Here is a 14,324-nt window from a genome sequence, read left to right on the forward strand (position 1 = left end):
CGTGTCAATTTAGTTCGAGAAATAAAAAAACACCTCACAGTGCTGACTGTGAAGTGCTTCGAAATATTGATATATAAATGCAAAGGAAACAACGTTCCGTTACACTCACCTTGTAATTCCTCGTAAGCAATTGAAAATTGCAACGATGAATTAACGTTTTGAGAATTGAGAAGCTTTACGAGCTTTCTTAAGACCTGGTTTGACAGTATTTGCAGTCGTTCTGTTTCAATATATTTCATTCAGGATTGAAAATAAGATTTTTACAATCTCATAGTTTCATATAGTATCAAATAATTTCAATTATTAAATAAATTCGTACATTAAAATAAAGTAATAAAACGAAACAAAAGCGGCAGAAATAACTTTCTAGCCGTTTTTTACGTTCATATTATCAATAAAATTCATTATCATTATAGTATTTTTTTTGATTTTTAATTTCTAGTGAACTCGAATAATCATCATAATCATCAAAAAAGCGAGCATAGGATGGTCCTAGACTAATATTTATTCCAATATCCATATCTGGCGGTAAATCTAGTCTATTGTTACTTTTAAAATATCCAAAATGTTCTAATTCATCAGAGGAAATAGATGATATTACATTATAATGAGATAATCTATAGTTCATATACTTTATGAATTCATCAATATCACCACTACATCCCCATAAAATTCTTTTCAATGCAGACATATTAACTATCCAAGTATCTGAGTGTTGCTCTTTCAAAAATTCACTAGGAGATTCTGCTAGATTCAAGTAATCATTAAGGGTTAAACCGATTTTAAAAACTTTTTTATTTTTCCCAAAAATTTTGACTGTCTCTTTTTTATTTTTTTTATCAGAATCATAAAACGAAATTAAATCATTACTAATAATTTGCTTGTCAATACGATCGCATTGTTCACATGCCTTTTTTATTACATTGTCAAATTCTCCTTGAAGCCTTATATCCGATAAACTTTTATCTCTAAAAACTTCTTTAAACTTTTGTGCTTTACATTCAATAATAAAAACATATTTTTTATATTGCACTAATATGTCATGTTCCGTACCATTTTTTTCATAGTACGTTCTAACAACGTTCTTTTTGCCAAAAAAATTCTTTAATATTTCTTCGGCATTTTTCTCCAATATTTCTCCTTTAATTTTATTAATTTCATTAGAAGCGAGAATTTCGTTTAACAAACTGTCAAATACAAAATATGATTGTGGTATATAGAAATTCTTTCCCATCTTTACACCTAATTTCCCACTTACTCTTTTAGGTATATCCGTAGGATATACCACATCACTAATTTCATTATCATTAATGAACAGCCGCGATATAACCAGTTCATATTCCTCTTTCGAAAGTAATTCTTTTGATAACATTTCCTTTAAATCTTTTTCTCTGAATATATTTTTGGATGCACCCAATACCGCTCCCGTGTTTCTATCTCTAACAATTTCAGATGTTAAATTCAATAACTTACCAGATAAGTAATATAAAGAAAATCCATAAAGTTTTATTGATACTTCATCAAATAGTCTAAGCATCTCCAAATAATCCCCTGGGGAATAGCTAGGATAATTAAATTGATTATTAATATATGTAAAATTAAATCCACTTTCATTCTCAAATTGCTGTTTATTGTATAAGGAATCAATTTTTAAAACTAATTGTTTAAATATTTCAACTTCTTTAGGATAGTCTATTGTTTTTTTCTTAAATATTATATTTTCTTTAAACGGATAACTAATGATGATAAAAGAAACATTAATCATTAATTTCATGGATATTGAAATATATTCTACTTTCTTTTCAACTATTAAATCATTAAAAATTTTAGCCCTCTTTCTTTGTGGTATTTCTGAATAATATTTTTTAGATTTAATCATTAATTTTTCAATTGTTTGGGCCTTACTGATCTCATTTTTTATATTCATAAAATCAATTGTCTTTCATTATTTTTCTAATATTCAAAACAGTATTTTTTTCAGACACCGTTTTATTTATTAATCTTAAAATTTTATCCTTATCGGTATCATATAAGTCTCTATTCGCCCTGAAATTAATACTCTCTTTTTCCGTATCATCAATTAAATCCATATTTTCTATTTCACCATAAATTTTTTCTATATTACTTTCTTCACTTTCATCTTTATATACTATGACGTTTGAATTTACAAAACTTCCATATCGATCTTCCCCACTAGGAGTCTTGTTCATATATTTGAGTAATTGTTGTACCAAATATTCATAATCATCTACAAAACAGTAATAATAAAATGACTTCTTATCATTTTTATCATTAATACTCTTTACGTTAGGAACAGTAGATAAAAATCTTGCCCCATCTAAATATATCATCTGCATTTTATATAATATAATTCCTCTATATTTCAGATAACCTAGTACCCAATCCACTCTCACATCTTCTTGATCAATACTAAGAACATGCAAACTATTCCTTCTTTTTGAATCTTCATCATCAACAATTTCAACAAAAAAATCGGGAATTAAATTATAAACAAACCCATAATTACTTTCGTAGGGTACCTCAGACCAATTACTAGTATCTTTAAGTATATATTTAAATCGTTCTTGAATAGATTCATGCATTCTAAAATGTTTTTCCCATAACTTCTTCACATGATAATAATCTGCGCTTGAATTTAAGCTTGTATTGGTATCACCGTTTCTGGCAAAAATACTATTAGGTTGGGCGTTCTTATACTTTTTGCTTAAATATATAGGAACATCGTAAGTGTTATAAATGGTCACAACATCAACTTCATGACTGTTTATCATGAATGTATCTAAACTTATTATTGGTTTCACCATAGAAGCAATCGAAAGATTATTTATGAAATCAATTATATTTTGTTGAGTCATCCTATTTTCGTCATTTTCAACACCTAATACTTTTCCGGTTAAATCCTCCACTCCAAATATTAAATAACAATTGTCACTATGCAACGTATTTACGAAACTAAAAATATCTTTAATCATTTCATCTTTTTTATTTTTTAAATACCATTTTTGCTTAAAATCGTGTTGTTCATCTTCTGGTATATTTATAAGATTTATCAATTGGTGAATGTTCACAATGTATTATCCTTTCATATAATATTATAAAATCTATTCGTTCGGTTATTTGTTAAGCTCTTCCCAAATAATATTTCCAATGGTTTGTTTAACTTTAATGAATATACTTGTTAAAACTGTTCTATAATCTGTAGATTCAAATATGTCAATTTCATATTTATCATCATTAAATGGCAAATCAAATTCTTTATCACTCATTCAAAATACCTCCTAAGTCTCTATTAATATTATATCATTTACTATGATTGACCTCTGGTTCATGAATGGAAAACTAAAGTCCACTAAATCAAATAAGAGTACAAAAATAGTGATTTCTGAAGATCTCGCAACTCTTCTTCTAAAGTGGAAACAAGAGCAATCTGAAGAGTTAAAATCTGCTGGAATCACTATTGATGAAAATCAATTCATTTTTACTTATAACGATCGACATGGAAATATCAACATTTCAGTTCATACCGATTATCTCAATTATCGAATGAAATCAATTGAACATCGCCATTCTGAGTTGAAACATGCTTCACCACATAAATTACGTCACACATACAGCACACTAGCACGTGAAGGTGGCGCAACTATGGCTCAAATATCTCAAGCTCTTACTCACTCAGATATCAAAACCACAGAGATATATGTAAATACACCCAACGTGGTTGATCTCGCTACTCATCAAAAATTTGAAGAAAGATTAGATTAGGAGAAAAAAATCAATGTAAAACTCGTACATTTCTCGTACATCACGAAAACAAAAAAACACCTCACAGGGCTGACTGTGAAGTGCTTCGAAATATTGATATATAAGTATATATTAACGTTTTGAGAATTGTGAAGCTTTACGAGCTTTCTTAAGACCTGGTTTCTTACGTTCCTTCATACGAGGGTCACGTGTTAAGAATCCAGCGCGTTTTAAAGCGCCACGGAAATCAGGATCTACTTCTAGTAGTGCGCGTGAGATACCATGTCTGATAGCTCCTGCTTGTCCTGTAAATCCACCACCATTAACGTTAACTAAAACGTCATAGCTGTCTTTTGTTTCTGTTAGTTCAAGTGGTTGAACCATATCAGCGATCAACATATCGTAGGGGATGTAATCTTTAACATCACGCTTGTTGATTGTGATTGCACCGTTACCAGGTACTAAACGTACACGAGCAACTGAGTTTTTGCGACGGCCTGTGCCGGCATATACAACTTGTGCCAAAATTTCTTCCTCCTTAGATTAGTTTATTAATATCCAAAACTTCTGGTTTTTGAGCTTGTTGATCATGTTCAGGACCAGCATAAACGTGTAATTTCATACCTTGAGCACGTCCAAGAGTATTCTTTGGCAACATACCTTTAATTGAGTTTTCAATTAATCTTGTTGGTTTGTCGTCTCTTAATTCTCCAGCTGATACAGCTTTTAGTCCACCAGGGTAATCACTATGTCTGTAATAGATTTTATCTGATGCTTTTTTACCTGTTAATTTGATTTTTTCAGCGTTGATAACGATAACGTTATCTCCAGTATCTACGTTTGGGGTATATTGTGGCTTGTTCTTTCCGCGAAGAATTGAAGCAACCACTGTTGATAGGCGTCCAAGAACAACGTCTGTAGCATCAACTACATACCATTTACGTTCAACTTCGCCTGCTTTTGCAAAAGGTGTTGTGCGCAAAATAACTTCCTCCATGTTTCATTCTAATGTTTGACACCAATTAATAAGTTTCCGGGGCTTATCGTGGGGCAAACAATACCAAAGTTCATAATACGTTGATTACTGCCGAAAGTCAATAATAATCAAGAGATTTTTATTAGTTTTCGTAGTAAACTTCTTTCAAGTACAAACCGCTTGCTGGGGCTGTTGCTCGTGCTTGTTGACGGTCTTTAACTTCATAAAGTCTTAATAAATCGTGTACATCCCTGCGGCCATTACCAATCTCTAGTAGCGTTGCAACTAAAATGCGAACCATATTGTATAAAAAACCATTTCCATAAAACTCAAAAATCAGTTCATTATTTTTTTCGTCAAATTCAACTGTGGCTTCATATATCGTTCGCACCTTATTCTTAATAACTCCGCCACTTGCTGCAAAACTCGTGAAATCATGTGTTCCTTCTAAGTCTTTAAGTGCTTTTTTAATCGGCTCTACTTCAATTCCGTACGGATAATGCCCAGTAATATTTCTCTTGAATGGATCTGTATAGTGCCCTAAGTCAACTCGATACATATAGCGCTTGCCTTGAGTTGAGAATCTAGCGTGAAAATCATCATCTACAATCTCGCATTCTTTAAATAAAACATCCAGTGGCATCAAACTATTCAAAGCGCGCAACATATTAGTTGCCGGTATATTTCCCGGGTAATTAAAACTTATAACTTGTCCTAACGCATGTACTCCTGCATCAGTTCTACCAGAGCCAATAACATCAACATGCTTACCTTTAGTCATCTTCTCAAGAGCTTTTTCCACAACGCCTTGAACTGTGCGCAAGTTGTTTTGAATCTGAAAACCATGAAACTTCGTACCGTCATAAGCCATGGTTAGCTTATAATTAGTCATCTATTAACTCCAAATCTCAATATAATAAGCAATATCGTTACAATAACAAAGGCCACAATCATTAAATTATCAATTCGTTGCCAAGCTAATTGTCGATATTTAGTGCGGTTCTCTCCACCTTGATAGCCTCGTGATTCCATTGCCACGGCAAGATCATAAGCTATGGAAAAACTACTAACAAATAGTGGAATTAATAAGGGAATAAAACTCTTAATTCTCTTCATAATAGATCCTGAGCCAAAATCAACTCCACGGGCTCTTTGGGCGTTCATAATCTTAGTTGTTTGGTCCATTAATTGTGGAACGAATCGTAATGCAATTGATAACATCAATGCCACTTGCGTAACTGGAAACTTGATCCATTTAAGAGGTTTCATCACCGATTCAATAGCATCAGATAGTTCAACAGGTGTTGTTGTTAGGGTTAATAAGGTTGAGAAGAAAATTATTAACATGAAACGCATGAAAATATAGGCACCATTAATCAAACTTTGCCATGATAATGAAAAAATCCACCAACTCCACAGAACTTGTTCTCCTGGTGTGAACAATATTTGTAGCATAACCGTAAAAAGTATCAACCAAATCAGTGGTCGCACACCACGAATGAAATACGACAAATTAATTCCAGATAGTTTAAGAGACATTAAAACAAACGCAAATAATAGCAAATAAGTATACCAACTATTTGCTAAAAAGATTATCCCTATGAAATAAAATGTTCCCAAGAATTTTCCTCTTGGATCCAGATTATGAATAATTGAATTTCCAGGTATATATCTACCTACAATTAATTTATCCAAGTCAATCCCTCTTATATATTATTTGTGATTGTTTCTATTAATTCCTTAATTACTAATGGATTATCAGTTGTTTTCAGTCCCTTAGCTTTTAACTGATTCATAAATTCTACACTACGTGGTAACTCAAGATTGTTATCTTTTATCCACTGTTCATCAGCAAAAATTTCAGAAGGTGTTCCATGTTTTGCAACTTTTCCATGATTAAAAACTACTACATCATCCGCATAATTTACGACATCTTCCATATTATGAGTTACTAAGATAATACTCTTGCCCTCATGATATAAGTTGTTAAACAGAGTCATCATTTCTAGACGTCCTTCTGGATCTAAGCCAGCAGTTGGTTCATCTAAGATTAGAGTCTTAGGATTACTAGCTAATACACCGGCAATTGCAACTCGACGCATCTGTCCACCTGATAAGTCAAAAGGTGATTTTTCTAAATATTCTTCTGGTAGTCCAACTTGATGAAGAGCTTTTTTTGCCATTTGTTTAGCTTCTTCTTCACTCATTCCAAAGTTCATTGGACCAAACATGATATCTCGTTCAACTGTTTCTTCAAATAACTGACTTTCAGGAAATTGAAATACCATTCCTACCTGCTGGCGAAGTGGCTTCAAATCCTTGTTATTGGTTTCCGGTGTAATTGTTTTTTCACCAACTTTAATTTCACCTGAAGTTGGTTTAAGTAGAGCATTAATATGCTGTACAAAAGTCGACTTGCCACTTCCTGTATGTCCAATTAAAGCTGTGAAACTATGATCGTTGATTGTTAAGTTAATATCTTCTAAACCAATATTTTCCATTGGTGTATTTTGTTGATAAATAAAACCTACTTGTTTAAATGAGATTTCCATATTTCTTCAATTAACCCTTCTTCATCATGCCAAGTATCAGGAATACTTACTCCTTTAGCAATTAGTTGTTGCTGCACATCTTGAACGAATGGAAGTTGTAGTCCAGCTTTGATTAACAAATCTTTATCAGTGAATATTTTTTCAGGACTATCTTTTTTCAAAATCACACCTTTACTAAGTACTAAAACATCACTAGCCAATGTAACTTCTTCTACGTCGTGCGTAATTGAAATAACGGTAAGATCAAGTTCTTTACGTAAACCTTGGATGATCTGAATAATCTCACGTCGTCCACTTGGATCTAACATACTTGTGGCTTCGTCTAAGATAATTATTTTAGGTTCTAGTGCAATTACACCCGCAATTGCTACACGCTGTTTCTGGCCCCCTGAGAGGCTCTGTGGGTCGCGAGTAGCAAATTCTTCCATTCTAACTTTTTTAAGGGCACTGATAACTCGCTCTTTCATTTCAGATTGAGCAATCCCTTGATTTTCTAATCCAAAAGCAACATCATCTTCTACGGTTGCTCCAACAAATTGATTATCCGGGTTTTGAAAAACAATACCGATAACTTTACGTATGTCCCATACAGTTTCATCTGTAAGTTCCATGCCATTAACGACAATCTTACCTTCATTGGTTTGTAATATTCCATTTAAAAGTTTAGTTAATGTACTTTTTCCACTTCCGTTTTGTCCAACGATAGCAGTCCATGAATTCTGTTCAATATCCACGGTTATGTTTTTTAACGCATTGTCAGCGGCTTCTTCATAGCGATAATTTAAATCATTTATTTGAATTATTGAATTAGTCATACGTTCCTTCTTCAAGGTGTTTATTATTATGATACCTTATTTATTTTTTCTTTTTAAAAAGTTTTTGAACATTTATAAAAGTGCGTTGTTTGAGTAATAGTTTACTAATTAGCATTCCTGGAAAACCTCCAACAAGTGTTGCTAACATAAACGTTGGGGTATAGATTAGCCAATATAATCCATTAGATGAGCCTGTGAACCATACCATAACTGGATAGCTAATAAGTGAGGCAATAATTCCAGTCCCTATTATTTCGCCTACCCAAGACATCCATACTTTATTAGTAAATCGATACAGTGTAGCTGCTAATGTTGCTCCAATGAATGCACCCACAACAGCTAAAGGTGTCGAACCAAATAAAATCATTCGTAAAATACCAGTCATTGTTGCCACTATAAATGCATATAATGGTCCCACCAGCACCCCTAAAATAACATTTATTACACTAGACATTGGTGCCATTCCTGGAAATGTAATTAATACCGTACAAAAAGTATCTATTGCAATTAAAATTGAAGTAATTGTAAGTCGTAAAATTTTCTTATTTTGCATATGTTTCTCCTTAGATTAATCTAAGTCTAGAGAAATTAAAAGCCTCTTCCAGAAAGAAGAGACTTCAGCCTTATAACATCGAATTCTCCCTGCGCCAGAATTATCTGTTTCAGGTTCAATGGGTATAATCTCAGCTGTTAAGCACCCCAGACACTTACTACAATATCATTATAATAACACATTTATAATTTTGAAAAAGAAAAATCTATTGCAAACAAAAAGAGAAGCTGTCTCGCTTCTCATAGTTTTTCTTCAAATAAAAAAATCATTCGAAAACTTAGTGTCCTTTCTTTCGAAAAGATCTTAGAGCTAGACTTGGAATTACTTCCAACATCATAACGCTCACTAAGCCACGAATGACTGATTTTAAATAGATTGATGTAATAATTAAACTAGTTCAATTATTGCCATTGGTGCAGCATCTCCACGACGTGGAGCTGTTTTCATAATGCGTGTGTATCCACCTTGTCGGTCTTTGTAACGAGGTGCAACATCACTGAAAAGTTTTTGAAGAGCAGATTGAATTTCTACTCCGTCATCTTGTTCTTTAATGTTAGCAACTTCATTTCTCATGAATTTAGCAGCTTGACGACGAGCATGAAGATCACCTTTTTTACCTAAAGTAATCATCTTTTCAGCTGTACGACGAACTTCTTTAGCACGAGATTCAGTAGTAACGATACGTTCGTTGATGATCAAATCAGTTGTCAAATCACGAAGCATGGCAAGTCTTTGATCTGTTGAACGTCCTAGTTTACGATAGCCCATTATAAGCGCCCTCCTTATCTAATTAATCGTCTTGTCTAAGTGATAAACCTAGATCAATTAACTTAACTTTGACTTCTTCTAAAGACTTACGTCCTAAGTTACGAACCTTCATCATATCAGCTTCACTCTTATCTGTAAGTTCTTGAACGGTATTAATACCAGCTCTCTTCAAACAGTTATATGAACGAACTGAAAGATCCAATTCTTCGATAGTCATTTCAAGTTTCTTTTCTTTTTGAGTTTCTTCTTTTTCAACCATCATTTCAGCATTTTTAGCTTCTTCTGTGAGGTTTACAAAACTATTTAAATGTTCTGTTAGAACCTTAGCAGCTAGACTAATTGCTTCTTTGGGGTTGATTGATCCATTAGTCCAAACGTCTAATGTTAATTTATCGAAATCACTTCTCTTACCGACACGAGCGCTTTCAACTTGATAATTAACCTTAGTAACAGGAGTAAAAATTGAATCAACGGGCAAAACACCAATAGGTGTTGCTTCAGTTTTGTTTTGATCTGCTGGAGTATATCCACGACCAGTTATAACGTTCATTTGCATGTTAAGTACTCCGCCTTCGGCAACAGTACAGATATATTGTGAAGGATCTAGAATTTCTAAATCATCATCAGCAATAATATCAGCAGCTGTAACTTGTGCAGGGCCTTTAACATTAATTTCAACTGTCTTTGTATCACCATGAAGGTTTAAAGATAGTTTCTTAATATTCAAGATTATTTGAGTTACGTCTTCCACAACACCATCAATTGTTGAGAATTCATGAAGAACTCCATCAATTTGGACATCAGCAACAGCTGTTCCTGGTAAAGAAGCAAGTAATACACGTCTAAGTGAATTACCCAAAGTAGTACCATATCCACGTTCTAGTGGTTCAATAACATACTTTCCGTAATCGTTTGTTTCTTCAACTTTTATGATACTTGGTTTTTCGAATTCAATCATTCAGTTTTGCCCCTTTCATCTATTGCGTTTAGCTTCAAAGAACAATCCACTATACACGACGACGTTTTGGTGGACGAGAACCGTTATGAGGAACTGGTGTAACGTCACGAATTGCTGTAACGTCAAGTCCAGTTGCTTGTAACGAACGAACTGCTGCTTCACGTCCAGAACCTGGACCTTTAACTGAAACTTCAACAGTCTTCATTCCATGTTCCATTGCCTCTTTTGCTGCTGCTTCACCAGCCATTTGAGCGGCGAATGGAGTAGACTTACGACTACCTTTAAATCCTAAGGCACCAGCTGATGACCATGCAACGGCATTACCATTAACGTCAGTAATCATGACTAATGTGTTGTTAAATGTTGAATGAATATGGGCAACGCCAGACTCAATATGTTTCTTAACTCGACGTTTACGACCTTTATTTACTGCCATGAGTTTACCTCCTTATTAGTCTTTCTTCTTACCTGCAATTGTAACTTTCTTACCTTTGCGAGTACGTGCATTGTTTTTTGTATTTTGTCCACGAACGGGTAATCCACGACGATGGCGAATTCCACGGTATGAACCAATTTCTTGTAGTCTCTTAATATCCATGCTTACTGTACGACGTAAGTCACCTTCAACAGGGAACTTGTCGATTTCAGCTCTGATTTTATCCTCTTGATCAGGAGTTAAATCACGAGTTCTGATATCTTCAGAAACTCCGGCATCCTTTAAGACTTTGACTGCTGTTGAGTTACCAACACCAAATACATATGTAAGTGCCACAACGATTCTTTTATCACGTGGCAAATCAACACCTGCTATACGAGCCATTCAAGTATCCTCCTTTTTAAAGTATTAACCTTGTCTTTGTTTGTGTTTTGGATCTGCTGAACAAATTACCATAACGCGACCTTTGCGTTTAATAATTTTGCATTGTTCACACATTGGTTTTACAGATGGTCTTACTTTCATATTTTGTGAACCTCCCATCAATTTAAAAAACAGAAAATTATCTATATCTGTATGTAATACGTCCCTTACTTAAATCGTATGGTGACAATTCTACAGTGACTTTGTCACCTGGCAAAATTTTAATATAATTCTTACGAATCTTACCAGAAATATGAGCTAGTACTGTAGCATCATTTTCTAGTTTTACTCTAAACATTGCATTTGGCAAAGTATCTGTAACTGTACCTTCGATTTCAATAACATCGTCTTTGGCCAACTTAGACCCTCCTCGAATTTGTAAGGTATAACCTTCTAAAAACATATACCGGAAGATAATAGCACTAAACTTTTAAAAAGTAAATTTATCGGCTATTTTAAGCCGTTAATTACTGATTGTACTTCAGCGTATACATCATCGATATCTTTATCTCCATCAATCTTATATAGTAGACCTTTATTTTCATAAAAATCAATTAATGGAGTATTCATTTTAATATTTACATCTAATCTATTCTTTACAGTCTCAGGTTTATCATCATCACGTTGATAGAATTCATGTTGACCACATACATCACAAGTTCCTTCAACCTTAGGTTGATTAAAAATCTTATGATAAGTAGCTCCACAATTCTTACAAATGAATCTTCCCGATAAACGGTCGACCAACTTATCAGCTGGAACATCTATATAGATAACTCCATCGATTGGTTGATCAAGTTCACTTGTAATTGTCTCAAGTGATTCAGCTTGAGCGATTGTTCTAGGAAAACCGTCCAACATATAACCTGATTTTTTAACATCTTCTTGTGCTAATCTTTCTTTAACAATTCCAGAAGTAACTTCATCAGGAACTAATTCGCCTTTATCAATAAATGATTTAGCTTTCATTCCTATTTCTGTTTCTGCTGACATTGCCTGTCTGAACATATCTCCAGTAGAAATATGTACAACTTTGAAATCATCCACAATATATTCGGCTTGGGTACCTTTACCGGCACCGGGTAAGCCCATAAGTATTAGATTCATTTTTTATCTCCCAACTTAATTTATTGTCTAATAAAACCAATATATTTACGTTTCATTAATAATCCTTTAAGTTGACGATCACTTTCAAGAGCAACCCCGATAACAATTAATAGACTTGTTCCACCCAAACCAATTGATTGAGGTAGCCCAAAAATATTTGATGCTAATAAAGGTAGCAAAGCAATAAGTCCAAGGAATACTGATCCTACTGTTGAAAGTCTCATCAAGATACCGGAAACAAACTTAATTGTTCCATTTCCAGGCCAAACACCTGGAATATATGCACCTTGTTTTTGAAGATTCTCAGCAAGTTTCTCAGGATTGACCTGAACAAATGCATAGAAGAAAGTGAATAAAATGATTAATAGTGTATATAACAAGGCTCCGGTTGTTGTTTGCATATTAAATATATTATGCATAACCTTGAACCAAGTATCTTCACCATGACTAGCTTGAAAAGCCATCATGATTGTTTGCGGTGTAACGATGAATGAACTAGCGAAGATAACTGGGATAACACCCGCAACGTTAACTTTTAATGGTAAGAAACTTTCGCTTCCACCACTAGTAGCACGTCTTGTGTATTGAATAGGAATTCTTCTAACTGCTTGTTGAACATAAGTAACAAACACAACAACTAATAAAATAATTACTAGTACTGCGACAAAGAACGCAATGTTCTTAGCCAAGTCAGATTTAGAAGCGCTCATAATATGTTCTTGGAACAATTGATAAAGCCCATTAGGCATTCTAGCAATGATACCCGCGAAGATAATCATTGAAACACCATTTCCTAATCCTTTATCCGTAATTTGTTCACCTAACCACGTTAATAACATAGTCCCACCGGTTAAGATAAGACCAATTACTAAGTAAGTTTGGATACTTGGTTTGTTAACTAATCCCATACCACTAAGAGCATTGAAACCAGCTGTAATACCAATTGATTGAACAAATCCTAGAATAATAGTCAAGTAACGAGTTACTTGATTTAATTTTCTACGTCCAACTTCACCTTGCTTACTCCACTCCACAAAACGGGGAACAATATCCATCTGCAATAATTGAACAACAATTTGTGCAGTAATGAATGGTGAAACACCCATTGAGAAGATTGAGTAATTAGACAAGCCACCACCAGATACGGTATCCAATAAAGGAACCAATCCAGTAGCACTTAGTTGATTCATCGCTGCCGCGTTAACACCGGGTACGGCGATGTATGATCCCAATCTATATATAGCTAAAATCATTAAAGTGAAGAAAATCTTCTTTCTTATCTCTTTAACTTTTAAAGCAGCTTTGATTGTTTTAAACATTAAATCACCTCGACAGAACCACCGGCAGCTTCGATTGCTTTCTTAGCAGCATCTGAACATTTTGCAACTTTAACTGTAAGTTTTGTTTTTACTTCACCATTGGCAAGTAATTTAACACCTGCAAGTTCTTTTTTGATGATTCCAGCTTCTTTAAGTGTTTCCACAGAAACTTCTGAACCATCTTTGAACTTAGCTAAGTCGACAAGATTTACAACAGCATATTCCTTACGGTTAATGTTGTTGAATCCGCGCTTAGGCATACGACGGAATAAAGGCATTTGTCCACCTTCAAAACCAATACGTGTTTTACCACCTGATCTTGCAAGTTGACCCTTTTGTCCACGTCCAGCAGTTTTACCTGTACCAGATGAAGTACCTCTACCTACACGTTTTCTTGAACTTCTTGAACCAGTACTGGGTTTAAGAGTGTTTAATTCCATGAGAAGGTACCTCCTTGTTTAAATTATTATTTAACTTCTTCAACATCTACTAGATGTGCAATTTTAACAATTGCGCCACGTGTTGCTGCATCGTCGTTCTTGATAACAGAACTACTGATGCGACCTAGTCCCAACTCTTTAACGATTGTACGTTGAGCTGGAAGACGGTGTGCAGCACTTCTAATAAGAGTAATTTTTAATTTAGCCATTATTTA

At 33.9% G+C, this 14,324-nt stretch carries 21 protein-coding genes and 1 riboswitch; of the genes, 1 reads left to right on the forward strand and 20 read right to left on the reverse strand.

Features of this window, described 5'->3' with window-relative positions:
- Positions 1-391: 391 nt before the first annotated feature.
- From RD055328_RS00750 to RD055328_RS00760, 3 genes are read right to left on the reverse strand one after another with little or no spacing between them, the layout of a single operon-like run.
- Complete coding sequence (locus RD055328_RS00750) at positions 392-1,927, reverse strand: hypothetical protein (RefSeq protein WP_244086922.1); 1,536 nt, start codon at positions 1,925-1,927, stop codon at positions 392-394.
- A gap of 4 nt (positions 1,928-1,931) precedes the next feature.
- Entirely contained in the window at positions 1,932-3,089 is a 1,158-nt protein-coding gene (locus RD055328_RS00755) for a helix-turn-helix domain-containing protein (protein WP_244086923.1), read from the reverse strand.
- A gap of 45 nt (positions 3,090-3,134) precedes the next feature.
- On the reverse strand, positions 3,135-3,287 hold the full coding sequence (locus tag RD055328_RS00760; RefSeq protein WP_244086924.1) for a hypothetical protein: 153 nt from the start codon (positions 3,285-3,287) through the stop codon (positions 3,135-3,137).
- Between the two features lie 61 nt (positions 3,288-3,348).
- Here RD055328_RS00760 and RD055328_RS00765 point away from each other — a divergent pair, with 61 nt between their 5' ends.
- Positions 3,349-3,783: a site-specific integrase gene (locus RD055328_RS00765; RefSeq protein ID WP_279593863.1), complete on the forward strand. Its 435-nt coding sequence runs from the start codon at positions 3,349-3,351 to the stop codon at positions 3,781-3,783.
- A gap of 111 nt (positions 3,784-3,894) precedes the next feature.
- On the opposite strand, the gene rpsI is transcribed toward RD055328_RS00765, so the two are convergent.
- The 17 genes from rpsI to rpmD all read right to left on the reverse strand — a co-directional run bounded on the left by rpsI (position 3,895) and on the right by rpmD (position 14,318).
- On the reverse strand, positions 3,895-4,287 hold the full coding sequence (gene rpsI, locus RD055328_RS00770; protein ID WP_244086926.1) for a 30S ribosomal protein S9: 393 nt from the start codon (positions 4,285-4,287) through the stop codon (positions 3,895-3,897).
- A 13-nt stretch (positions 4,288-4,300) separates the two neighbouring features.
- Positions 4,301-4,744 carry a 50S ribosomal protein L13 gene (gene rplM / locus RD055328_RS00775; protein ID WP_244086927.1) on the reverse strand — a complete coding sequence of 148 codons (444 nt, stop codon included), beginning with the start codon at positions 4,742-4,744 and terminating at the stop codon, positions 4,301-4,303.
- A 136-nt stretch (positions 4,745-4,880) separates the two neighbouring features.
- Complete coding sequence (gene truA, locus RD055328_RS00780; RefSeq protein ID WP_244086928.1) at positions 4,881-5,630, reverse strand: tRNA pseudouridine(38-40) synthase TruA; 750 nt, start codon at positions 5,628-5,630, stop codon at positions 4,881-4,883.
- On the reverse strand, positions 5,627-6,433 hold the full coding sequence (locus RD055328_RS00785) for an energy-coupling factor transporter transmembrane protein EcfT (RefSeq protein ID WP_244086929.1): 807 nt from the start codon (positions 6,431-6,433) through the stop codon (positions 5,627-5,629). Before RD055328_RS00785 ends, truA begins: the two co-directional genes overlap by 4 nt.
- Positions 6,434-6,444: 11 nt before the next feature.
- A complete protein-coding gene (locus RD055328_RS00790) occupies positions 6,445-7,290 on the reverse strand; it encodes an energy-coupling factor ABC transporter ATP-binding protein (RefSeq protein ID WP_244086930.1) in 846 nt (281 codons plus the stop codon).
- The gene (locus tag RD055328_RS00795) at positions 7,266-8,105 is read right to left on the reverse strand and encodes an energy-coupling factor transporter ATPase (protein ID WP_244086931.1); all 840 of its coding nucleotides are present in this window, start codon (positions 8,103-8,105) and stop codon (positions 7,266-7,268) included. The genes RD055328_RS00790 and RD055328_RS00795 overlap by 25 nt, the downstream gene beginning before the upstream one ends.
- Before the next feature lie 40 nt (positions 8,106-8,145).
- Positions 8,146-8,658 carry an energy coupling factor transporter S component ThiW gene (gene thiW / locus RD055328_RS00800; RefSeq protein ID WP_244086932.1) on the reverse strand — a complete coding sequence of 171 codons (513 nt, stop codon included), beginning with the start codon at positions 8,656-8,658 and terminating at the stop codon, positions 8,146-8,148.
- 69 nt (positions 8,659-8,727) lie between these two features.
- Positions 8,728-8,817: riboswitch (TPP riboswitch) on the reverse strand.
- Between the two features lie 228 nt (positions 8,818-9,045).
- Positions 9,046-9,426 carry a 50S ribosomal protein L17 gene (gene rplQ, locus RD055328_RS00805; protein ID WP_244086933.1) on the reverse strand — a complete coding sequence of 127 codons (381 nt, stop codon included), beginning with the start codon at positions 9,424-9,426 and terminating at the stop codon, positions 9,046-9,048.
- A 22-nt stretch (positions 9,427-9,448) separates the two neighbouring features.
- On the reverse strand, positions 9,449-10,384 hold the full coding sequence (locus RD055328_RS00810; RefSeq protein ID WP_244086934.1) for a DNA-directed RNA polymerase subunit alpha: 936 nt from the start codon (positions 10,382-10,384) through the stop codon (positions 9,449-9,451).
- Between the two features lie 49 nt (positions 10,385-10,433).
- Entirely contained in the window at positions 10,434-10,820 is a 387-nt protein-coding gene (gene rpsK, locus RD055328_RS00815; RefSeq protein WP_244086935.1) for a 30S ribosomal protein S11, read from the reverse strand.
- A gap of 15 nt (positions 10,821-10,835) precedes the next feature.
- Positions 10,836-11,204: a 30S ribosomal protein S13 gene (gene rpsM, locus RD055328_RS00820; protein ID WP_244086936.1), complete on the reverse strand. Its 369-nt coding sequence runs from the start codon at positions 11,202-11,204 to the stop codon at positions 10,836-10,838.
- Between the two features lie 24 nt (positions 11,205-11,228).
- Positions 11,229-11,345, reverse strand: a complete 117-nt coding sequence (rpmJ, locus tag RD055328_RS00825) for a 50S ribosomal protein L36 (protein ID WP_244086937.1) — start codon at positions 11,343-11,345, stop codon at positions 11,229-11,231.
- 37 nt (positions 11,346-11,382) lie between these two features.
- Positions 11,383-11,601, reverse strand: coding sequence for a translation initiation factor IF-1 (gene infA, locus RD055328_RS00830; protein ID WP_244086938.1), 219 nt, complete (start codon positions 11,599-11,601; stop codon positions 11,383-11,385).
- A gap of 92 nt (positions 11,602-11,693) precedes the next feature.
- A complete protein-coding gene (locus tag RD055328_RS00835; RefSeq protein ID WP_244086939.1) occupies positions 11,694-12,350 on the reverse strand; it encodes an adenylate kinase in 657 nt (218 codons plus the stop codon).
- 20 nt (positions 12,351-12,370) lie between these two features.
- Positions 12,371-13,669: a preprotein translocase subunit SecY gene (gene secY / locus RD055328_RS00840; RefSeq protein ID WP_244086940.1), complete on the reverse strand. Its 1,299-nt coding sequence runs from the start codon at positions 13,667-13,669 to the stop codon at positions 12,371-12,373.
- The gene (gene rplO / locus RD055328_RS00845) at positions 13,669-14,109 is read right to left on the reverse strand and encodes a 50S ribosomal protein L15 (RefSeq protein WP_244086941.1); all 441 of its coding nucleotides are present in this window, start codon (positions 14,107-14,109) and stop codon (positions 13,669-13,671) included. The genes secY and rplO overlap by 1 nt, the downstream gene beginning before the upstream one ends.
- Before the next feature lie 26 nt (positions 14,110-14,135).
- Positions 14,136-14,318: a 50S ribosomal protein L30 gene (gene rpmD / locus RD055328_RS00850; RefSeq protein ID WP_244086942.1), complete on the reverse strand. Its 183-nt coding sequence runs from the start codon at positions 14,316-14,318 to the stop codon at positions 14,136-14,138.
- Between the last annotated feature and the right edge of the window lie 6 nt (positions 14,319-14,324).

It is taken from the genome of Companilactobacillus sp. RD055328 (genome assembly GCF_022835675.1).
Taxonomy (GTDB): Bacteria; Bacillota; Bacilli; order Lactobacillales; family Lactobacillaceae; genus BQUT01.